Here is a 21238-nt window from a genome sequence, read left to right on the forward strand (position 1 = left end):
CGCTATGCCAACTATCTTAGCATTGGACACATCAACGCCCGCTTGTTCGGTAGCGTTGATTGTAAATGGGGCAGTACTCGAAGATTTTCGGATTGCTCCTCGTCAGCACAATGATTTAATTCTTCCTATGATTGAGCAGATTCTCGCTCAAGCGGGCATCTCTCTTTCTCAGCTCGATGCGATAGCATTTGGCCGTGGTCCAGGTTCGTTTACTGGATTAAGAATCAGTGCTGGCGTTGTTCAAGGGTTAGCATACGGTCAGGATCTTCCTGTTGTTCCCGTATCAACTTTGAAAGCGCTCGCATATGAAGGTTATCGAGAGTGTAACCATGACACTTGGTTACCTGCACTCGATGCTCGCATGGGGGAGATTTATATCGGAGGTTATCAATTCTCAGAATCGGAAGGTGATTTGGTTGTATCTGAATTCTTGACGGAGCGTGTATGCAAACCAGATGCTATGGGGCATTTTGATAAAGAATTTGCCGCCATTGGATCAGGTTGGATTCATAAAGAAGTGATTGAAACCTCATTAGGTCGTGCACCTGTTTTATTCTGTGATGAACGAGCTCCGCGAGCGGCATGCATTGCGGAACTTGCTCAAATCGACTTTAAACAGGGGAAAATGGTAAACGCGTATCATGCGATACCGACCTATCTTCGCGATGAAGTAACATGGGAAAAACAGCCCCCTAAAATAGGTAAACGATAAACGATGTTGTGGTACCACATTGCAGTATTGGCATTAATTCAAGGATTAACCGAATTTCTACCAATCTCCAGCTCTGCCCATTTAATTTTACCGTCGCAGCTTCTAAATTGGCCTGATCAGGGGTTGGCGTTTGATGTTGCTGTACATGTCGGGACTTTGATTGCTGTTGTGTCCTATTTCTGGAAGGATCTGTGGAAAATTGCAACAGGCTGGGTAACTGGGTTAGTGCAAAGAAAGGTTGATCAAACCAGTAAATTGGGTTGGTGTATCATTCTTGGAACGATACCTGCTGGGCTTTGTGGCGTTTTGTTTGAAAGCTTTATCGAGGAGCATTTCAGGACTATTGAGGTCATAGCTTATACCACTATAGGTTTTGGTATTTTACTTTGGCTATCAGATAAATATTTTCCTGCTCAAAAAAATGAGAGTCAGCTGGGTTACTTATCGGGCTTTTTGATTGGTTGTGCGCAAGCTTTAGCCTTAATTCCGGGAACGTCCCGTTCAGGTGTTACTATGACAGCGGCTCGCGCAATGGGGTTTGATCGACAGACAGCGGCTCGATTTTCATTTTTGTTGTCTGTTCCTTTAATTTTAGCAGCAGGTGGCCTAAAGCTTGTGGAGCTAATGGGGAGTGACGTTGCTGTTGATTGGAATGCGCTAATTTGGGGAGTGCTAATTTCAGCAATCAGTGCATACCTATGCATCTATTTCTTCCTAAAATGGCTTAATAGTATGGGTTTTCTGCCGTTTTTGTTTTACAGGTTGGCATTAGGCGCTATATTACTGGTAATCATCAATAGCGGCTCGTAAGGACGGTTATGCAAGTAAGCGGTCAGTTTCCGGTATCGTTTAGAGGAAATTCAACCTCATCAAGTTCGAACCTTCCTGTAGCGAAGAATGGAAACACACACTCTTCTTCTAGTTTTCCAGTTAATATGAGTAGCTTGGAAGATTTCGAGAGTGCTTTTAAAGCGCAATTTGAAACACGTGGAAATTTTTCTAAAGTAGAATCTCCAGATAAATTTGCTCGTGAAGCGCTACAAGCCTACGAATCTACTGCAGCATTAACGGCAGACAACCCTAGAAATTTATTAATTGGAGTGGATGTTTTTGCCTAATACCTTATGTGTTGGTTACGAAAGTAATCTCGCCCAAACGACAGCACGTGATATCTCAAATGCTACTCACTTACCGCTAATTCGTCTTAAAAGTGCATTCAAATTTTTTTCAGATTACGCCTACGTGCTTATGGTGCATGAAACGCACATCGAGCTGGCTCAAACTGGAAAAGGGGCTGCTAATCCTGTCATGATTGATTTTGTATCAGGAGCAAATGATCACAGGCGAAAATTTGGGGGCGGTAAAGGGCAGGATATAGCAAAAGCAGTTGGTATTAACAAACGCAAAGGGTTGAGTGTGTTAGATGCTACAGCCGGCCTTGCTCGAGATGCATTTGTACTTGCTTCGTTGGGATGTCGGATAGACATGTGTGAGCGTGTTCCCTTCGTTCGAGAGTTGCTCAAAGATGGCTTAACTAGAGCGGCTCTAAATCTGGATGTTAGTGACATTATCTCTCGTATGGCACTCCTTGAGGGGCAATTGTTTGATCAGACAAAATCCTACGATGTTGTTTATCTAGATCCGATGTTTCCTCATATGGAAAAGAGTGCAGCGGCAAAAAAAGAAATGGCGTTTTTTAGAAATTTAGTAGGAAAAGACGAAGACGCTGATTTGCTGTTAGATGCCGCTTATGAGCGCTGCGTTTATCGTACAGTGGTCAAACGTCCTAAAGGGGCGCCTCATCTTAACAATCTTGAACCGACTTATAAGCTAGAAGGTAAAGCCGGACGTTTTGATATTTATGTTAAGGCTTCTTTAGATTCTGATTAACTTAAAAATATCGGTGGGAGTGAGTGCTACTGTTATTAGTAATGAGGTGGTCTCTCGTTTGAGATATTAATGTTAGATTGTTGCTCCTTCTGAGATTCGATTCGTTTTGCTAACCATTGCATTTGCTCTTTAAGTAAAGAGATTTCTTTTTGGTGGTTTGCGATCTCGTTATTCAGGCTTTCGATCGTGTCTTCCTGGTATTGCAGCTTAAATTCCAGTTCATATACATGTTGTTCGAGTTCTGAGGTATTCATAGTCTTCTTCATTATGTTAATCTTACTAGGCTAAGTCGTTAATTTTCGCAGATATATTATCAACTATCACTAATTTCTGGTTATTGAGTGGATATATTTGGCGCGAAAATTGCTGAATTTCGATTTATATGCCGATGATATGGGGAATTCGCTTATTTATGTTTCCTCATCTAGCGTGCAAAGTGTAAATTTAATTACTAATCATGAAATTCAGTAGCAATAATTTATGTCGTTTACGTAACATTGACTAAACAAGAGATGATAGTTATGAGTTCACAACAGGATACCGAAAATAAAACGAATGGGTCTCTCGCTTTTTTCTCATTGAGATCCCTTATTTCCAGCATCGTTATCGCACTAGTGACGCCCGTTCTGATCGCGAGCGTGTTGGGAGAGAAAATTGAAACAAACTACCTGGTGTATTTTGGATTTATTCTAGTGGCCGTCTATTTGGGGGCTATTATTAATCAGGGTAATTCTTCAACATCATCCTCCGACGAGTTCGAGGAAGATGAAAATGACGATCGTGAGTTGGGAACGGTTAAATGGTTCAACTCATCTAAAGGGTTTGGCTTCCTTACACTTGATAATGGCGACGATGTATTTGTTCATTATCGTGCTATTCGTGGCCGTGGTCGCCGTTTCTTGGTGGAAGGGCAAAAGGTTCGCTTTTATGTCACAGAAGGCGAAAAAGGAAAACAAGCTGAGAATGTTTCCATCATTCGAAACTAAGTAAAATTTAATTGAGAGGATATTATGGCTGTTGTTACTTTGAAAGGTAATGAATTTGAAACTGCAGGGGAATTGCCTGCTGCTGGTACTCAGGCACCTCAGTTTGAGCTTGTGAAAACAGATTTATCAACAGCAACGTTGGCAGATTATGCAGGTAAGAAAGTAGTATTAAATATTTTTCCATCTGTAGACACACCAACTTGTGCGACCTCTGTTCGCAAGTTTAATGAAGCCGCGTCGTCTCTAGAAAATACAGTGGTTGTATGTATTTCTGCTGATTTGCCTTTTGCTGCGGCCCGTTTTTGCGGGGCGGAAGGTTTAGATAATGTTGAGACAGGCTCCACCTTTCGTTCATCCTTTGGTGATGATTATGGCGTAGTGTTTACTACTGGACCGCTTGTTGGATTACTTTCTCGTTCAGTGGTTGTTCTTAATGAATCGGGTGAGGTTTTGTATACGGAGCAAGTTGCTGAGACAGCAGATGAGCCAAACTACGAAGCTGTCCTAGAAGCACTTAAATAGTACTTCGAAGGTGTTAAACAGGTTCAATAAAAGCGGGCATTTGTCCGCTTTTATTTTTTTTAGTTATTACTCTTAGAAATAATACAATGATTACATGTGGCGCTGAAATAAAAGGTAGTGAGTTAATACTGTGCTTGCTTTCAAAACAAGATGGCCTTTTTCAAATTGCGGAATGCCGTCAAATCCGACATTCACTTCATAACTCGAATGAGAGTGACAGTATTCGAAAGTTTCAATCTCTTTTAAAGAAACTGTTTGATGACTACAAAGTGACTCGTGTTGTCATCAAAGAACGACCAACAAAGGGCAAATTTGCTGGTGGAGCAGTGGGGTTTAAAATTGAAGCCTGTTTACAGTTGATTGATGGTATTGAAGTCAGCTTAATGAATGGAGCGGCGATTAAAGAGGTGTTACAGAAGAATCCTATTCCTATTCCATATAAAGCGACAGGGCTTAAGGCATTTCAAGAGGGGGCGTTTACAGTAGGTTATGCGTCCTTGTCTCAAGAGTAAACTCTTGGTCAAAAGAGAGGGATAAACTTCTTTTTGTAGCGTGTTAGGTAGGTAAATATTTAATCTACTCTGGGAGCTGAATATGTTTCTGCTTCCAGAGTGGATTGATTTGAGAGTTGATGAATTACTTTTTCTGGACTGGGATCGTGTTTGTAGAGCGTTCGACACTGTTATCTTCGTTTAGATACACTAATTTAGGCTTAAAGTTGCTTGCCTCAGCCTCTTCCATTTGGCCGTATGCGGCAATTATAACTCTGTCCCCTAGCTGAACTTTACGCGCTGCAGCGCCATTCATAGAAATAGTGTTAGAACCAGATTCGGCTAAAATGACATAAGTTGAAAAACGCTCCCCATTGTCTACATTGTAGATATCGATTTTTTCAAACTCTCGAAAGCCCGCTAGCTCTACAAGGTCTTTATCTATTGCACAAGATCCGTCGTACCAAAGCTCTGCTTGGGTAACACGGGCCATATGAAGCTTTCCTTTTAATAAGGTAATTTGCATTTTTTTAACTCTTTCGTACTGTCATATTGATTTGTATAAGGAGGTAGTGCATTTACAGCACTTACCTCCAGATGTAAGGTCCTTCTGAATTTGCATTGATTCGCCACCACTGATCCGGGTCTTCTTGCTCTGCTTCCTGCCAGCCTTGTAGGTTGCATCGAACTTCGGTGTTTAACGCCTCAAAGGCGGATTTTGCACACTCTATGTCGTCATTCCAAGGGGTATCTGAAGAATCGAACCAGATAGAAGTGAAACGTTTTCCCGCAGCTTGTTCCAAGATAGTGACAGGGATCATTTTGTCGTTATGGTGAAGTTCAAGTTTTAGAGAAGTGCTTGAGATCAGTTCTTTTGACTGAAGAGTAAATGCCTTCGCTAGCCACTCAACAATTGTTTCGGTAGGGCACGACAACACGTAGATTTCGATATCTGCCTGCATAACTAATCCTCGCGATTTAGCATGTGATAAATTCTTAAAATACTCATGGATAGGTAACCAATCAGCGACCAAATTGCGCCAGCGCCAGCGACGAATAAACCAAGTAATGCAACGATTTCTTGAGTCATTGACGCTGTTAGAACCCTTTCCGACACGAGAATCATGAGTGCACCGAACAAGAACAACAAGCCGCCTTGTATTAGTTTCATAAGAGCCCGCTTAGGATCTTTGCCTAATGTTATGGCAAGCTTGTGTAATGTCGAATGCTTTTTCATTGTGTGTTATTTATTTGTGAACAAGTTTTCAAGAACAAGTTCATAGATGCATGTAAGTTGATTTAGGCTGTCCGCATCCACGTGTTCGTTAATTTGGTGGATAGTTGCATTAATGGGGCCTAACTCGACGACTTGTGTCCCCATTTTTGCAATAAAGCGTCCGTCGGATGTGCCTCCAGAAGTTGATAGTGTCGGTTTTATATTAACCGTATCTTCAATAGCGTCGGTGATCGCGTCGACAAGTTCTCCTGGTGGGGTCAAGAATGGAAGTCCATTATAAGTCCACTCAATCTCGTAGTTAAGTTCGTGCTTGTCTAGAATGGCGATGACTTTTTCTTTCAGCTGATCAAACGTTAGCTCTGATGAAAAGCGAAAATTAAATTGGGTGTTTAATGTGCTTGGAACAACATTAGTCGCACCTGTGCCGGAGTGTATGTTTGATACTTGGAAGCTAGTAGGGGGGAAGAACTCATTTCCTTCGTCCCATTTTGTTTCTGACAATTCGGTAATTGCAGGTGAAGCGAGGTGTATCGGGTTTTTTGCAAGGTGGGGGTAGGCAACGTGACCTTGTTTGCCGAATACTGTTAAATCTCCGCTGAAGGAGCCTCGGCGACCATTCTTAATAATATCACCCAAAGTATTGGTGCTAGACGGCTCACCAACAATACACCAATCTACCTTTTCATTTCTTTCCATTAGTGTGTCAACGACTCGAGTTGTGCCGTCGACAAAAGGGCCCTCTTCGTCGCTAGTAATAAGAAATGATATTTGCCCATCATGGTAAGGGTGATTGGCGACAAAATTTTCGACAGCAACGACCATCGAAGCAAGGCTGCCTTTCATATCAGCCGCGCCACGGCCGTATAATACTCCGTCTACGATTTGAGGTTCAAAAGGAGGAACTTTCCATTGTGCTTCAGGCCCTGTTGGAACAACATCTGTATGGCCTGCAAAGCATAAATTTGGCCCTTTCGTGCCGCGCTTTGCATAGAAGTTCTTCACATCGCCAAAAGGCATTTTTTCAACAGTGAATCCGGCTTTTTCAAGTCGCTTAATCATCGTTTCCTGACAGCCCGCGTCTTCAGGTGTGACTGATGGTCTAGACATAAGATCGATAGCAAGTTCTAGTGTCGGCGTTAATGCAGTGGGAGAACTTGAAAGGGGATTTGACTGTTGAGTCATGCTTTTCCTACTTTTGTTTCGCTTTTGCCATGTACGCTATGATAAGGTTTGGTGTGGCAAAAAAGGTTATTTTATGAAGACTTTCTTAATTGTATTTCTAGCTATCAGTTTAAGTGCTTGCAGTTATTTTCAAGGACACACTGGAAAGGTGCAAGATGCATACTATGTGCCTGTTATTCAAAGTGACAAAAGAGCCTCTTCAGGGGCACAAAATTCAAATTCCGGTGTGACGCCTTTGCAAATATCCGATCAAAAACGGAGTAGCCAGGATCCTTATGTTCCTGTCATCTTACCATAGAAGTTGAGACTATAATTTATCTGAATAGTGTTTCGTATTCATCAACTTTGAAACCTAGGGTGATATTTGAATCTTTGACGAGCAATGGGCGTTTAATCATGGCGGGCTGTTCTAAGAGTGTTGGGATGACTAAGTTGTCGTCCATTTTTTCCTTTGTTTCCTCGTCTAGTTTGCGCCAAGTTGTTCCGCGTTTGTTGACGAGGGACTCCCAGCCAAGCTTATTTACCCAAGAAGTAAGTAACGCTTGGTCCAAACCGTCTTTTCGGTAGTCGTGAAAAGTGTAATCGATACTTTGGTCATCAAGCCAGCGTATGGCTTTTTTCATTGTGTCGCAGTTTTTTATTCCGTAAATAGTGATCATTGTAATGTGCTCTGTTTCACTAAAGTAAATGAATAGGGGAGAAAGACGCGTATAAGGAGTCTTATACGCGTAGAGTTGTTTCTTTCGACGCTAACGTCGGTAGTGCTTAGTTGTGAGCGTGCAGTGCTTCGTTTAAAGCGATTGCAGTTTTATTTGTTTTGCACTCAATAGCACCTGTTTCAGAATTGCGACGGAAAAGAAGGTCTGAGTGTCCAGAAAGCTCACGAGCTTTTACGACAGAAGCAACTTCGTTATTTTCATCCAGAACGGCTACTTTTGAACCGGCTGTGATATAAAGGCCTGATTCGATAGTACAACGGTCGCCTAAGCCAATGCCTATGCCCGCATTGGCACCAATTAGACATTCATCACCGACACCGATAACAATGTTGCCGCCACCAGATAGAGTACCCATTGTGGAGCAGCCGCCACCAAGATCAGAGCCATTACCTACGACTACCCCAGCCGAAATGCGCCCTTCAACCATGCTTACGCCTAGTGTGCCAGCATTGAAGTTAACGAAACCTTCGTGCATAACTGTTGTGCCTTCTCCTAAGTGAGCGCCAAGGCGGATTCGTGATGCGTCACCAATACGAACACCAGTAGGAACAACAAAATTAACCATTTTAGGGAATTTGTCGACACTGAATACTTCAATTGTACGACCTTCCATACGAGCACTTAGTTGACGATCTGCTAGTTCTTTGACGTCGATCGGACCTTCGCTAGTCCACGCTGTATTGATCAAAAGACCGAACATACCATCCAGAACTGTTTGGTGTGGTTGAACCAGTCGGTTCGAAATAAGCTGAAGCTTTAAATACACTTCAGCTGGATTTGCTGGCGCAGTATCTTCTGCAAGAACACAAAGAACGACAGGTTGTTTTGATGCTTTTAGCTTTGATGCAAGCTCGGCTTGTTCAATGTTGCCGGCTTTTAAAAGAGCCAAATGCAATCGGTTTAAGTCCGCTTCTTCCAGTACTAGAGTTGCATTTCCGCCTTCATAGTTTGTGCTTTCTAATATGGCATCAACAACGGTATTTTCAGGGTTTACGGCAGGTGTTGCGTAAAATACTTCAAGCCAAGCGTTTTCGTTATTTTGAGTGCCTACGCCAAGGCCAAAAGCAAAAATAGAGTTGCTCATTAGTTCAATTGCTCCAGTTCGTTTAGAGGAAAGTTTCTTGTCATAAAGTTACGAATGCGTTCTGCTGCTTCCGTACATAATTCTTCTTCCGCAACCAATGCAAGTCGAACATGGTTGCTTCCAGGATTCGTGCTATTAATTTCTCGACCCAGATAGCTGCCGGGTAAAACAAGTACGGCCTCTTCTTCATAGAGTTTGACGCAAAATTCTTCGTCCCCCATTGGAATTTTTGGCCATAAATAGAATCCCGCTTCGGGTTTCATTACCTTCATTACAGGTTTAAGTATGTTGAGCACTGCATCGAATTTGCGTTGATAGATGTCTCTGTTTGTTTGAACGTGCTGCTCGTCCCCCCAAGCGACAATTGAAGCGGCTTGGTGGTGATTGGGCATCGCGCAGCCTTGATAGGTTCGATACAGGAGAAATGGCTTTAATAATGTAGCGTCTCCAGCAACAAATCCAGAACGAAGCCCTGGTAAATTTGATCGTTTAGAAAGCGATTGGAATATAAGGCAATGCTCGTAGCGATCATTCCCAAGTTCAACGCACGCTTCTAGTAGACCTAATGGCTTATCTGTACCGAAATATATTTCAGAATAACATTCATCAGACACAATGGTGAAATCGAATTTCTTCGCTTGATCAATTAAAAAGCGGTAATCCTCAAGAGGTGTTACTGTGCCTGCTGGGTTGTTTGGGGAGCATACAAATACGATTTCACAACGGCTCCATACGTCATCTGAAACTGAGCGATAATCTACCTGATAATTGTTTGTGTCGTCGCACGGCAAGAACTCAAGACTGGCTCCTGCCAGTATCGCAGCACCTTCATATATTTGGTAAAAAGGATTTGGACTAATAACCGTTCCGTTTTCTTTACTTCCAACTAGTGTTTGTACAATTGCGAAAAGAGCTTCACGAGTGCCCGTTACGGGTAAAACTTCGGTTTCTGGGTCAAGTGAGTTTAGGGTGAAACGGTTGCATGCCCAGTTAGATATAGCCTTTCTTAGGCTGACTTCACCTTTTGTGCTGGGGTACTTTCTGACAGCACTCAGTGTGTTTTGGAGCTCATCGAGAACTGACTGAGGAGCGTCATGCTGAGGTTCGCCTATGGTCAGTTTTATAAGTTCTTTGTCTTGTGCTGGCTCGACATTTTGTAATAGCTCGGCCAATTTCTGAAATGGGTAGGGGTGTAGGTTGCTGATTAAAGGGTTCATTAATTCTCTTCCGTTGCTTTAGAGAAACGATCAATGCTCTCTTTTAGGCGAGTGCAGATTGCTTTCATGCGTGTAGCATCTGTTATCAGTTCACCGTTTTGTTCTGTAATATAAAAAGTGTCTTCTATGCGTTCGCCAAGGGTGGCAATCTTGGCCTTGTGAAGCATTATGTGGTTTTGCATGAAAAATTTACCGATAACGGCAAGTAGGCCTGGGCGGTCGGGTGCGGTGACTTCTAATGCAGACCAGACTTCCTCGGGTTGACTAACAAAGTGCGCTGTTGAGGGTGAGTTGAAAATTTTGAGTACTCTCGGTGTAAAACGTTGCACCATGCTTTCGTAAAGAGAAGGTGAGGCCAGCTGCTCGATAAGTGTTTTTCTTATTAGATCAATTCTTTCGCTGTCCAAATATAGGTTTGTGTCGTTTTCTTCACTGTCCATCACAACAAACGTGTCCAGCGTGTACTTCTCATTTGTTGTGCTTATTTTTGCGTCGAGAATTGTTAATCCCAATTGTTCAAAGATGGCCGCAGTTACAGCGAAAACATGACTTTCAATTGGGGTATAAATAAAGATCTTTGATGCACCTGAGAAGTTTCTCCCTCCAAGTGGAATGATTGCGACAAGAGGCTTGGTACTTGGTCGGTGCTTGATGATCGCTTCGGTGTTCCAAGCGATTTCGTCTCCACTAGAGCGGATGAAGTATTCGTCTTCAATGTCGTCCCAAATCGACTCAGCTTCCATCATGTCGACATTTCGCTCAATCAGGATTTCAAGGGCTCGTTGTTTGTGCTCGTCCGCTTGCATTTCTGCGTCAATAGGGGAATCTAGGCCGCGACGTAATGCGCGTTTCGTTTCTAAGTACAGTTGACGCATTAAAGAGGCTCGCCAGCTGTTCCACATGGTTGGATTAGTCGCGTTAATGTCTGCAACCGTTAAGATGAAGAGATAATCTAAGCGTTCTTGTGTCTTAACTTGGCTTGCGAACTCCCATATTACTTCAGGATCCGAAATGTCTTTTCGTTGGGCTGTGACCGACATTAGTAAATGGTGGCGAACTAGCCAAATGATTAAATTGGTTTCCTGTTTTGATAAGCCGTGGCGCTCGCAGAATAATTGGGCGTCTTCACATCCCAGTTCTGAGTGGTCTCCGCCTCGGCCTTTGGCGATATCATGGTAGAGTCCAGCTATATAGAGCAGCTCTACTTTAGGGACGTGGCGAATTGCCTGTGCAGATATTGGGAATTTAGATTTGGATTCTGGCAACCAAAGGCGACGCATATTTTCTACAAGCTGTAGTGTGTGGGCATCGACGGTGTAGATGTGGAAAAGGTCGTGTTGCATTTGCCCTATAATAGCGCCGAACTCTGGTAGATAGCGGCCAAGCAATCCGATGTGTTTCATGGACCTAAGAAGATCGGTCATGCGGTATCGGCTTGCAATAACGTCTAGGAATAAATCTGTGTTGGTTTTGCTTTTACGAAAGTCTTCATCAATTAGATCTAGACTGTCGCGTAACTGGCGCATAGTGCTAGAGCGAATTCCCTTTATGTCGCTGCGTTCGCCCATGAGTACGTAGATCTCAAGCATTGCGGACGGAGTGTTTTGAAATAAAGTTGAAGATCGAGCTTCAATTTGACCGTTGCTTATTTGAAAATGGGCGTTAAGAACCTCTATGTTAGGCGTGTCGTCGATAAATAGAAACGATTCTTCAAAGTGTTGAAGAAGTAGGTCGTTAAGTTGTTGAATTGAAGCGACACTTTGATAGTAGCCTTGCATGAAACGTTCAACATTTCGTTTTAGGTCGTCGTCATCAAACCCAAATAACTTTGCCAATGTTCTTTGGTGATCAAAGAGGAGCCTGTCTTCTTTACGGCCAACAACCATATGGAGTGCCCAGCGAATACGCCATAGGTGGCTAACGGCTCCTTTAATTTGCATGTATTCGTCTTCAGACAAAAATTGCTTGTCAATTAAAGCGCTTAGTCGATGTGTATGGAGATGACGCTTAGCAACCCAGTCAATAACTTGCATATCTCGTAAGCCGCCCGGACATTCTTTTAGGTTGGGTTCAAGATTGTATGCGGTATGCTGGTATTTTGCGTGGCGATCTTCTTGCTCTTGCATCTTTGCGCGATAAAAGCTGAGTCCGTCCCACATGTGGTTAACGTCAATTTGCAACTGTAGAGTGGAAAGTAAATCGCAAGACCCTGCGAGTGTGCGAGATTCTAATAGGTTGGTAATGACGGTGATGTCTTTTTCCGCAAGAGAGCAAGCCTCATCGATTGTTCTTACGCTATGGCCTACGTCGAGCTTCATATCCCATAAGAAAGTAATAAAACTCTCAATTTTATCTTGGGGTAGGTCTTGCTCGTCTTTTAGAAGAATTAATAGATCGATATCTGACTTCGGGTGAAGTTCGCTTCTTCCATATCCGCCCACGGCGGTCAGTGAGACTTTTGGTTCGCTGTCGAGACCTTTTCCGATCCAAGCTGCTCGTAATATTTCGTCGTACAGCTCTGCAAAACCCTTAACCAGTTTTTCTATAGGATACAAGTCGTTGAAAAGGTCATGATAAGCGGAAGTCTTCTCGGCCTGAATTTCTTTAAAGCGAGAGACTGAGCATTGAGGGTTGCTCAGTTCCTGCTTTTCATCATCGGTGAGAAGAGGAGGTGCGTCAGGGAAGGCTGGGAACTCCATCAAAAGTCTCTTTCTGTCAGGCTAGTTGGGTCATGTTTTCAATGTGATGCGTTTCTATCGCTACACACGCAAATCACACATTAAAACGCGTTTCTTCTGGGCGTCTTGTTAATACTTCAACGCCATCTGCTGTTACTAGAAGAGTGTGTTCGTATTGGGCGGAAAGTCTACCGTCCTTTGTTTTAGCAATCCAATTATCAGGACCAGAGTGTTTAACTTGTTTTTTACCTGCGTTAATCATAGGCTCAATGGTAAAAGTCATTCCTTCTTCAAGAGTGGCTCCTGTACCCGCTTTTCCATAATGAGTAACTTGTGGTGAACCATGGAACGTTGTACCTACGCCGTGTCCGCAATATTCTTCTACAACTGAATAATGATGTTTGTGTGCATGAGCCTGAATGGTTGCACCAATATCGCCTAGGCGTACGCCAGGTTTTACTAAATCGATTGCTAGATACAGGCATTCTTGAGTGACTTTGCATAGCCTCTCCACATGAGGTGCAGCACTTCCGGCAAAGAACATACGGCTAGTGTCACCGTAATAACCATCTTTTATTACAGTAATGTCAATGTTGACAGCGTCGCCTTTTTTTAGTGGCTTGTCGTTAGGGATGCCGTGACAAATTACGTCATTAACAGATGTGCAGCAAGATTTCGGAAAGCCGTGATAGTTCAACGGAGCAGGGATAGCACCTTGCTCACTCACAATGTAGTTATGAGCGATGATGTCTAGTTGGTCCGTGGTGACGCCCGGTACAACAAATTTTTCTAGCATTATTAATACGTCAGCAGCAAGGCGTCCAGCAGTACGCATGCCTTCGATGTCGTTAATGTCAGTAAATTGAGTTGCTGCCGCTTTTGGTGTCCAGTTTGGTGTATCAACTCGGCCGTTATTGGTTAGCTCTTTGACGGTTTGGAGGATCTCATTGCTCATAATAAAAATGTCGTAATCTTGTGCTAGTGTGGACTGTAGAGTAAAGCTACAGAATTTAATTAGGCAATATTCTACATTAGTTAATAAGGATTAGCGCTACCTAAGAGGCAAAAAAGGAAAAATGGAGGCCTTTAAGTTTAAGAATGCGGACTAAGTTCTTTAGTTTTTTTTCGATTTGTGTTATAAAACGCACGCTTTTCAGGATATTCCTGTTTGGCTTTATTATTAAATTTAACGACCTCATTGCAATAAGATAAGTTTCTGGGGTGCCTCTGGTTGCTATAAACCTAATGTGGCTGAAGCTTTGAGTTGATGAGTGTAAAACAACCCAAAAAAATAAAGGATATTGTTATGCCTACAGTTTCTATGCGCGACCTTTTACAGGTTGGCTCTCACTTCGGTCACCAAACTCGTTACTGGAACCCAAAAATGAAGCCTTTCATTTTCGGTGCTCGTAACAAGATTCATATCATCAACCTTGAGCACACTGTTCCTGCTCTTAACGAAGCGTTGGCTCTTGTTAAGAAAATGACAGAAAACAAAAACAAAGTTTTGTTTGTTGGTACTAAACGTGCCGCTGCTAAATCTATTAAAGAGCAAGCAGCTCGCTCATCTATGCCATATGTAAATCACCGTTGGTTGGGTGGTATGTTGACGAACTACAAAACTATCCGCGCTTCTATCAAGCGTTTGCGTGACCTTGAAGGTCAGGCGAAGGACGGTACGTTCGAGCAGTTGACTAAGAAAGAGGCGTTGATGCGCACTCGTGAACTAGAAAAGCTTGAGCTTTCTCTAGGTGGTATTAAAGATATGGGTGGCTTGCCTGACGCTTTGTTCGTGGTTGATGTTGACCATGAGCGTATTGCTATCAAAGAAGCAAACAAACTAGGTATCCCGGTTATTGGTATCGTTGATACTAACAGTGATCCAGATGGTATCGATTACGTTATCCCTGCAAACGACGACGCTATTCGTGCTGTTCAGTTGTACGTTTCTGCATTTGCTGATGCGGCTTTAGAAGGTCGTGCTGCTGCCGCAGGTACTGCAGACGAGTTTGTTGAAGTAAGCGAAGCTACTGAAGCTTAATTTTAGGGATCATTATTGGTCTTTGTTTCGAAAGGGGGGCCACCGAGTGCCCCCTTTTTTAAATTTAAAATCGTACAAGGGGATTAAACATGGCCGCAGTATCTGCAGCAATGGTAAAAGAACTACGTGACCGTACAGGTTTGGGCATGATGGAGTGTAAAAAAGCTCTGTCTGCTGCTGGCGGCGATATCGAAGTTGCAATTGAAGAGTTACGTAAAAGTAGTGGTATGAAAGCTGCGAAAAAAGCTGGTCGTACTGCTGCAGAAGGTACTGTTATTCTTAAAGTTGCAGAGGATAATTCTTACGGCGTGATCGTAGAGATTAACTCTGAAACTGACTTCGCAGCGCGCGATGAAAACTTTGTTGCATTTGCAAATAAAGTTGCTGATGTTGTTTTTGAAACCAAAGACACAAACATCGAAACGTTGTTGGCTGGTGAAATTGGTGTTGCTCGTGAAGCGCTTGTTCAAAAAATCGGTGAAAACATTTCTCCTCGCCGTGCTGTTGTTGTTGAGGGTGGCTTAGTTTCTGGCTACCGTCATAGTAATGGTCAAATTGCAGTGTTGACTCAACTTGAAGGCGGTAACGCTGAGTTGGCTAAAGATGTGTCTATGCACGTTGCTGCAGTATCTCCACAAGTTGTAAAAGGCGATGACATGCCTGCGGAAGTTCTTGCTAAAGAAGAAGAAATTATCCGTGCACAGCCTGATATGGAAGGTAAGCCAACTGAGATTGTTGACAAGATGATTGGTGGTCGAATCAAGAAATTCCTTGCGGAAAATAGCTTGGTCGAGCAGCCATTTGTTAAGAATCCAGAGCAAAAAGTTGGTCAGCTTGCTAAAGAGGCAGGTGCAACCATTACTTCTTTCGTTCGTCTAGAAGTAGGTGAAGGTATTGAAGTTGAAGAAACTGATTTCGCGGCAGAAGTAGCAGCTCAACTGAAAGGTTAAGTTCGTTTGCGAGTCAAATTCAAGGGGCAGCTAGACTGCCCCTTTTTGTGAGTGCAGCATTTTTATAAATCTGTATACTGACACGAAAATAACTCTGATGTAGGAATCGTTGCTGGAGGTTGTGATGCCCAAAGAAAATAACCCTAATTACAAACGTATTTTGTTAAAATTGAGCGGCGAAGCCCTACAGGGAGATGAGCGGTTTGGTATTGATCCAAAAGTTCTGAATCGAATTGCCTTGGAAATTGGCCAGCTTCGCGGAATCGGTGTTGAAGTGGGAATTGTGATCGGAGGTGGTAACCTTTTTCGAGGTCAGGCGCTTAGTCAAGCAGGTATGGACCGCGTTACCGGTGACCATATGGGAATGCTTGCTACTGTAATGAATGCGCTTGCTATGCGTGATGCATTAGAGCGTGCAAATATTCGTACGCGCGTAATGTCTGCAATAACAATGACGGGTATTGTAGAGCCTTACGATCGTCGTCGTGCGATGCGTTTGATGAAAGATGGCGATGTGTTGATCTTTTCAGCGGGCACAGGGAATCCATTTTTTACTACCGACTCTGCTGCATGTTTACGTGGTATAGAAATTGACGCTGATGTTGTATTGAAAGCAACAAAAGTTGATGGAGTCTATTCTGCCGATCCAATGAAAGACCCTTCAGCCGTGAAATATGATACATTAAGCTATGATGAAGTATTGGAAAAACAACTGGGTGTTATGGATTTAACAGCTATTTGTTTGACTCGTGACCATCAGATGCCTGTAAGAGTATTCAACATGAATAAACCCGGTGCTCTTACAAATATTATGGTTGGTGGTGACGAAGGCACAGTGATTAAGTGAGGAAGGTATGATTAACGAAATTCTAAAAGACGCAGAAGAGCGCATGTCGAAAGCGGTTAGCTCCGTAGAGGTTGCTTTCAATAAAATTCGTACGGGCCGAGCTCACCCAAGCCTTTTGGACCCTGTGAAGGTTAACTATTACGGCTCGCCTACACCTTTGAGCCAAGTTGCAAACATTACAGTTGAAGACGCTCGTACACTTGGGATTTCTCCTTGGGAAGGGAATATGGTTCCTGAAATTGAGAAGGCGATTATGAAGTCTGATTTAGGCTTAAACCCTTCTACAACAGGTAATTTAATTCGAATCCCTATGCCCGCTTTGACTGAAGAAACACGTGGCAATTACGTTAAGCAAGCCCGCAGTGAAGCTGAGAATGGTCGTATCGCTATTCGTAACATTCGTCGCGATGCGAATGGGAGCTTAAAAGATCTAATGAAAGAGAAAGAAATTTCAGAAGATGACGAACGTCGTGGTCAAGATCAAGTGCAAAAACTTACCGATAAATACGTAGCTAAAGTGGAAGAGCGCTTAGCATCTAAAGAAAAAGACTTGATGGCAATCTAGTTTTTTAAACGTATTTATCAATAAGAGGCGAGGTTAGCTCGCCTTTTTGTTTTAGGTAATGGTATGTCTCTCACGACAAATGATATTGAGGCACCGGCCGCCCCTAATCATGTTGCAATCATCATGGATGGCAATAATAGATGGGCAAAGAAAAAGCTTCTACCTAGTATCGCAGGCCACACGGCAGGAGCCGGAGCGGTAAGGCGAACAGTGGAAGCGGCTGCTAAGGCTGGTGTTAAAGTTGTTACGTTATTTGCTTTTTCAAGTGAAAATTGGAAAAGACCTAAACTCGAAGTAGACGGTTTAATGAACCTGTTTATGCGTTCTCTCCGTAAAGAAGTGAAACGGCTCAATGAATACAATATTCAGCTTAGAGTGGTCGGGGATATGCAAGGGTTTAGTGAAAAGCTTCAGCGAGAAATCGAGGAAGCTGAGCGTGCAACCTTGGGCAATAAAGGTATGGTATTGGTGGTCGCTGCTAATTACGGCGGTCGCTGGGACATAGCTCAAGCGACAAAGCGAGTTGTTCAAGATGTTTTGCAAGGCAATGTAGCGGTAGAAGATATTAATGAATCTACTTTAGCGCGCCATATGCAACTTGCAGATTTACCAGAACCTGATTTATTGATTCGCACTTCAGGAGAAGAGCGGATTAGCAACTTTTTGCTTTGGCAATTAGCTTATGCAGAATTTGTTTTTCTTCCTGTATTGTGGCCGGACTTCGGCGAACAACATTTTGCTGAGGCGTTAGAAATATTTCAAAGCCGTCAGCGACGATACGGTGGTCGTTAGAAATGCTTTTACCTCGTGTTCTTAGTGCCATAGTTATGGCATTTTTCTTTATTTCTGCTGTGTTTTTTCTACCGCAAAGTGCTTTTCTTATTTCAATGGCTGCAGTGGTTGTGTTGGCGGCTTGGGAATGGGCTCGTCTTTCAGGTGTGAAGGCCCAACTTCAAAGAGTTTTGTTTTCCGCTGGCGTTGCAGTGGCAATTTTGGCGCTGTACGTTATTGGTATGACAAAAACGATTCTCCTCGTTGCGCCTATAGTATGGTTGGTTGGATTTTTATGGGTGGTTAATTTTCCTCGTCCCATGGGATGGCAATCATCAAGTATACGTCTCATTTTTGGTGTCTATATTCTTATAAGTACGTGGGCGGCATTGGCAGTACTAAAGTCTTCTCCTGATTTTGTTGTTTGGATTCTTCTGTTAATGGGGCTGATATGGGGAGCAGATTCAGGCGCTTATTTTTCCGGTAAGGCATTTGGTAAGCGAAAACTAGCGCCGAATGTGAGCCCTGGGAAGTCTTGGGAAGGTGTCATTGGTGGGGTTGTTTTCACTCAAATTGGTATGCTTCTATTCTCTATTGTTTCTGGCTTTTCTGTAAAGCAAGCGCTGACGATGGCTTTAATTGCATTGTTGACTGTTTTTGTTTCCGTGTTGGGTGATCTCAGCGAGAGCATGTTCAAGCGTCATGAGTCGATGAAAGATTCAAGTAACCTTATTCCTGGGCATGGTGGTGTCATGGACCGTGTTGATTCATTGACCTCAGCAGCCCCTATTTTTGTTTTGCTGTTGTCTATGTCGGAGTGGTTGTGAAGCAGAGAATTTGTTTATTAGGGGCAACGGGCTCAATTGGAAAGAGTACGCTTGATGTTATTGAGCTGAACTCCACCCTGTTTGAATTGGAAAGTGTTGCAGCAAATAAAAACGTCGAGCGTATGGCGGAAATCTGTAAGAAATTTCGCCCTAATAGAGCTGTGATGGGGACAATAGAAGCTCGTGACCAGCTTGCTGCATTGTGCCCTGAGTTACCGACGTCTTTTGAATACGGCTCCGAAGCAATGGAGAGCATTGCTGGAGATGACGGCTGCGATCAAGTAATGGCGGCGATTATGGGCTTTGCTGGCCTTCGTCCAACACTTGCAGCTATACGAGCGGGTAAAAGGGTGTTGCTTGCAAACAAAGAGTCACTTGTCACTGCTGGTAAACTGTTCATGGATGAAGTTAAAAAATATTCAGTCACTTTGATGCCGATTGATAGTGAGCACAATGCTATTTTTCAGAGCTTACCTCAGTGTGAAAATGGAGCAAACAAGTCGGGCGTTGATAAGTTATTGCTGACAGCGTCGGGTGGCCCTTTCAGAACATGGTCGCGTCAGCAGATGAAGAGCGTGACTCCGGAGCAGGCTTGTAAACATCCGAATTGGTCTATGGGTCGTAAGATTTCTGTTGATTCGGCTTCACTGATGAACAAAGGTCTGGAACTGATTGAGGCTTGTTGGTTATTTGATGTTACCCCGCATGATATTGAAGTAGTAGTGCATCCTGAAAGTGTTATTCATTCAATGGTTTCTTACGTTGATGGGTCGGTTATCTGTCAAATGGGAAACCCTGATATGAAAATCCCCGTTGCCTATGGAATGACTTGGCCGAAACGTGTAGAAACTGGCGCTGGAGCGCTAAATATTTTCGAAATATCTCAGCTAAATTTTGAGAAGCCTGACCTTGATCGTTTTCCTAATTTAAAATTGGCTTCTGACGCATGGTTTCTAGGCGGCAGTGCCATGGCTACGTTAAATGCAGCAAATGAAATTGCAGTTGATGCATTTTTGAACAAAAGGATTGGTTTTTTACAAATTGCTGAATTAAATCAAGAAGTCTTGGAACGCTCCGACATAACCGCGGTCAATAATTTGGATGTTGTATTTGAGGCTGATAAATCGGCTCGGGCAATAGCCAATGACATTGTTGGTTCGTGGAGCATGAAATGATCCAAAATATTCTATCAATACTCGTAGCGCTTGGCGTTTTAATTACATTTCATGAGTTTGGCCATTTTTGGGTTGCTCGTCGTTGTGGTGTTAAGGTTCTTCGCTTTTCAGTAGGCTTTGGTAAACCAATTTATACCTACTATGGTAAGACAGGAACGGAATATACATTAGCCCTCATTCCATTAGGGGGATATGTAAAGATGCTTGATAGTCGTGAAGGTGAGATACCTACAGCCTTAGCGTCACAAGCATTTAATAATAAAAACGTGTGGCAACGAATAGCCATTGTTGCAGCGGGGCCATGTGCGAATTTCGTGTTGGCAATAATATTGTATGCCTTAGTCGGCATGCTTGGCGTTCAGCACCTTGCTCCTAAAGTCGGAAGTATTGAGTCAAACACTCCCGTTGCTCAAACCTCCATACAAGTGAGCGCTGAAATCGTTGAAATTAACGGTAAGACGGTAACATCGTGGGAAGACGCTAATTTTGCACTGGCTGACTTGATAGGAAAAAGTGGGCATTTTCAGGTGCGCTATATTCCCGAAGACTCAAATATGATCGAGGAGTCTTCGTTCAAGTTGAATAGGTGGTTAGCTAATCAAGAACCGAATAACCTGATTCAAGACTTTGGTGTTACGCCTTGGGTGCCTGTTATTGCCCCAATTATCGATCAAGTATTTGATGACGGGGCTGCAATGTCTGCAGGCTTTGTACATGGTGATAAAGTTCTCTCTATTAATGGCGAACAAATATCTGATTGGCGCTCGTTTGTTAAATGGGTCCAGAGTAATCCAAATCGCGCTTTGAGTGTTCAGATAGCGCGAGGGAGTGACATTTTTGAGTTGACTCTTGTTCCTGATAAACGATCCAACGGAGAGGATAGCATTGGAGTTGCAGGTATTTCAGTGCAGCCAGTTGAGTATGACAAGAGTTTTATACGAGAGACGAAATACGATTTTCTATCGTCGTTTGCATATGGCGTCAATCAAACTTGGACAATGGTCAGTTTAACTGTCTCATCCATTGGAAAAATGCTTCAAGGGCTTATTTCAATTGATAACCTATCTGGCCCAATTACGATTGCTAAAGTAGCAAGCGCCTCTGCGGAATCTGGAATTCAATCATTTTTGAAGTTTATGGCTTATCTAAGTGTCAGTTTGGGGGTGCTCAACCTGCTTCCAATACCCATGCTTGATGGTGGGCATTTGTTGTTTTTTAGTGTTGAGGCTCTTCGCAAAAAACCTGTGTCAGAGCGGATACAGAGTTTGGCCTATCGGGTCGGTGCATCATTGCTGTTTGCTTTGATGGCAGTTGCCATGTTTAACGATTTAGCTCGCCTTTGAA

At 43.1% G+C, this 21238-nt stretch carries 26 protein-coding genes; 16 read left to right on the forward strand and 10 right to left on the reverse strand.

What is annotated here, in order from left to right; translation table 11 throughout:
* The first annotated feature begins 4 nt into the window (after positions 1-4).
* From tsaB to DFP79_RS14500, 4 genes are read left to right on the forward strand one after another with little or no spacing between them, the layout of a single operon-like run.
* Complete coding sequence (gene tsaB, locus DFP79_RS14485) at positions 5-712, forward strand: tRNA (adenosine(37)-N6)-threonylcarbamoyltransferase complex dimerization subunit type 1 TsaB (RefSeq protein ID WP_133504660.1); 708 nt, start codon at positions 5-7, stop codon at positions 710-712.
* A gap of 3 nt (positions 713-715) precedes the next feature.
* A complete protein-coding gene (locus DFP79_RS14490; protein WP_133504661.1) occupies positions 716-1522 on the forward strand; it encodes an undecaprenyl-diphosphate phosphatase in 807 nt (268 codons plus the stop codon).
* Positions 1523-1530: 8 nt separating this feature from the next.
* Positions 1531-1830: a hypothetical protein gene (locus tag DFP79_RS14495; RefSeq protein ID WP_133504662.1), complete on the forward strand. Its 300-nt coding sequence runs from the start codon at positions 1531-1533 to the stop codon at positions 1828-1830.
* Entirely contained in the window at positions 1823-2602 is a 780-nt protein-coding gene (locus DFP79_RS14500) for a class I SAM-dependent methyltransferase (RefSeq protein ID WP_133504663.1), read from the forward strand. Before DFP79_RS14495 ends, DFP79_RS14500 begins: the two co-directional genes overlap by 8 nt.
* Before the next feature lie 35 nt (positions 2603-2637).
* Here the strand turns inward: DFP79_RS14500 and DFP79_RS14505 are convergent, their stop codons facing one another.
* Positions 2638-2868, reverse strand: a complete 231-nt coding sequence (locus DFP79_RS14505) for a SlyX family protein (protein ID WP_243730286.1) — start codon at positions 2866-2868, stop codon at positions 2638-2640.
* Positions 2869-3123: 255 nt separating this feature from the next.
* Here DFP79_RS14505 and DFP79_RS18180 point away from each other — a divergent pair, with 255 nt between their 5' ends.
* From DFP79_RS18180 to DFP79_RS14520, 3 genes are all read left to right on the forward strand, one after another.
* Positions 3124-3588 (forward strand): cold-shock protein, encoded by a 465-nt coding sequence (locus DFP79_RS18180; RefSeq protein WP_279526500.1) that lies wholly within the window; start codon positions 3124-3126, stop codon positions 3586-3588.
* 24 nt (positions 3589-3612) lie between these two features.
* Entirely contained in the window at positions 3613-4110 is a 498-nt protein-coding gene (gene tpx, locus DFP79_RS14515) for a thiol peroxidase (RefSeq protein ID WP_133504664.1), read from the forward strand.
* Between the two features lie 86 nt (positions 4111-4196).
* Positions 4197-4622: a DUF3010 family protein gene (locus tag DFP79_RS14520; protein WP_133504665.1), complete on the forward strand. Its 426-nt coding sequence runs from the start codon at positions 4197-4199 to the stop codon at positions 4620-4622.
* Positions 4623-4746: 124 nt separating this feature from the next.
* Here DFP79_RS14520 and panD read toward each other — a convergent pair whose 3' ends face one another.
* The 4 genes from panD to dapE all read right to left on the reverse strand — a co-directional run bounded on the left by panD (position 4747) and on the right by dapE (position 7020).
* A complete protein-coding gene (gene panD / locus DFP79_RS14525) occupies positions 4747-5127 on the reverse strand; it encodes an aspartate 1-decarboxylase (protein ID WP_133504666.1) in 381 nt (126 codons plus the stop codon).
* Between the two features lie 61 nt (positions 5128-5188).
* Positions 5189-5563 carry a hypothetical protein gene (locus DFP79_RS14530; RefSeq protein WP_133504667.1) on the reverse strand — a complete coding sequence of 125 codons (375 nt, stop codon included), beginning with the start codon at positions 5561-5563 and terminating at the stop codon, positions 5189-5191.
* A 2-nt stretch (positions 5564-5565) separates the two neighbouring features.
* Positions 5566-5772, reverse strand: a complete 207-nt coding sequence (locus DFP79_RS14535; RefSeq protein WP_243730287.1) for a hypothetical protein — start codon at positions 5770-5772, stop codon at positions 5566-5568.
* Positions 5773-5844: 72 nt separating this feature from the next.
* Complete coding sequence (gene dapE, locus DFP79_RS14540) at positions 5845-7020, reverse strand: succinyl-diaminopimelate desuccinylase (protein ID WP_133504669.1); 1176 nt, start codon at positions 7018-7020, stop codon at positions 5845-5847.
* 73 nt (positions 7021-7093) lie between these two features.
* Here dapE and DFP79_RS14545 point away from each other — a divergent pair, with 73 nt between their 5' ends.
* Positions 7094-7318: a hypothetical protein gene (locus tag DFP79_RS14545; protein ID WP_133504670.1), complete on the forward strand. Its 225-nt coding sequence runs from the start codon at positions 7094-7096 to the stop codon at positions 7316-7318.
* Positions 7319-7334: 16 nt separating this feature from the next.
* Here DFP79_RS14545 and DFP79_RS14550 read toward each other — a convergent pair whose 3' ends face one another.
* The 5 genes from DFP79_RS14550 to map form a co-directional block, all read right to left on the reverse strand.
* Positions 7335-7679 carry an ArsC family reductase gene (locus tag DFP79_RS14550; protein WP_133504671.1) on the reverse strand — a complete coding sequence of 115 codons (345 nt, stop codon included), beginning with the start codon at positions 7677-7679 and terminating at the stop codon, positions 7335-7337.
* A gap of 106 nt (positions 7680-7785) precedes the next feature.
* Positions 7786-8823, reverse strand: a complete 1038-nt coding sequence (gene dapD / locus DFP79_RS14555) for a 2,3,4,5-tetrahydropyridine-2,6-dicarboxylate N-succinyltransferase (RefSeq protein WP_133504672.1) — start codon at positions 8821-8823, stop codon at positions 7786-7788.
* Complete coding sequence (gene dapC / locus DFP79_RS14560; RefSeq protein ID WP_133504673.1) at positions 8823-10040, reverse strand: succinyldiaminopimelate transaminase; 1218 nt, start codon at positions 10038-10040, stop codon at positions 8823-8825. Before dapC ends, dapD begins: the two co-directional genes overlap by 1 nt.
* Positions 10040-12739: a [protein-PII] uridylyltransferase gene (glnD, locus tag DFP79_RS14565; RefSeq protein ID WP_133504674.1), complete on the reverse strand. Its 2700-nt coding sequence runs from the start codon at positions 12737-12739 to the stop codon at positions 10040-10042. The genes dapC and glnD overlap by 1 nt, the downstream gene beginning before the upstream one ends.
* 73 nt (positions 12740-12812) lie before the next feature.
* Positions 12813-13673 carry a type I methionyl aminopeptidase gene (gene map, locus DFP79_RS14570; RefSeq protein WP_133504675.1) on the reverse strand — a complete coding sequence of 287 codons (861 nt, stop codon included), beginning with the start codon at positions 13671-13673 and terminating at the stop codon, positions 12813-12815.
* A gap of 351 nt (positions 13674-14024) precedes the next feature.
* On the opposite strand from map, the gene rpsB reads away from it, so the two are divergent.
* The 8 genes from rpsB (at position 14025) to rseP (ending at position 21237) form a co-directional block, all read left to right on the forward strand.
* Complete coding sequence (gene rpsB / locus DFP79_RS14575; RefSeq protein WP_133504676.1) at positions 14025-14759, forward strand: 30S ribosomal protein S2; 735 nt, start codon at positions 14025-14027, stop codon at positions 14757-14759.
* 89 nt (positions 14760-14848) lie between these two features.
* Positions 14849-15709 (forward strand): translation elongation factor Ts, encoded by an 861-nt coding sequence (gene tsf / locus DFP79_RS14580; protein ID WP_133504677.1) that lies wholly within the window; start codon positions 14849-14851, stop codon positions 15707-15709.
* Between the two features lie 124 nt (positions 15710-15833).
* On the forward strand, positions 15834-16556 hold the full coding sequence (gene pyrH, locus DFP79_RS14585; RefSeq protein WP_133504678.1) for a UMP kinase: 723 nt from the start codon (positions 15834-15836) through the stop codon (positions 16554-16556).
* Positions 16557-16563: 7 nt separating this feature from the next.
* The gene (frr, locus tag DFP79_RS14590; protein WP_133504679.1) at positions 16564-17121 is read left to right on the forward strand and encodes a ribosome recycling factor; all 558 of its coding nucleotides are present in this window, start codon (positions 16564-16566) and stop codon (positions 17119-17121) included.
* 63 nt (positions 17122-17184) lie between these two features.
* Entirely contained in the window at positions 17185-17913 is a 729-nt protein-coding gene (locus DFP79_RS14595) for an isoprenyl transferase (protein WP_133504680.1), read from the forward strand.
* 2 nt (positions 17914-17915) lie between these two features.
* On the forward strand, positions 17916-18719 hold the full coding sequence (locus DFP79_RS14600) for a phosphatidate cytidylyltransferase (RefSeq protein ID WP_133504681.1): 804 nt from the start codon (positions 17916-17918) through the stop codon (positions 18717-18719).
* Positions 18716-19894, forward strand: coding sequence for a 1-deoxy-D-xylulose-5-phosphate reductoisomerase (gene ispC, locus DFP79_RS14605; RefSeq protein WP_133504682.1), 1179 nt, complete (start codon positions 18716-18718; stop codon positions 19892-19894). Before DFP79_RS14600 ends, ispC begins: the two co-directional genes overlap by 4 nt.
* Positions 19891-21237, forward strand: coding sequence for an RIP metalloprotease RseP (gene rseP / locus DFP79_RS14610; protein ID WP_133504683.1), 1347 nt, complete (start codon positions 19891-19893; stop codon positions 21235-21237). Before ispC ends, rseP begins: the two co-directional genes overlap by 4 nt.
* Position 21238 lies beyond the last annotated feature (1 nt).

Source organism: Marinomonas balearica (assembly GCF_004362145.1).
Classification (GTDB): Bacteria; Pseudomonadota; Gammaproteobacteria; order Pseudomonadales; family Marinomonadaceae; genus Marinomonas; species Marinomonas balearica.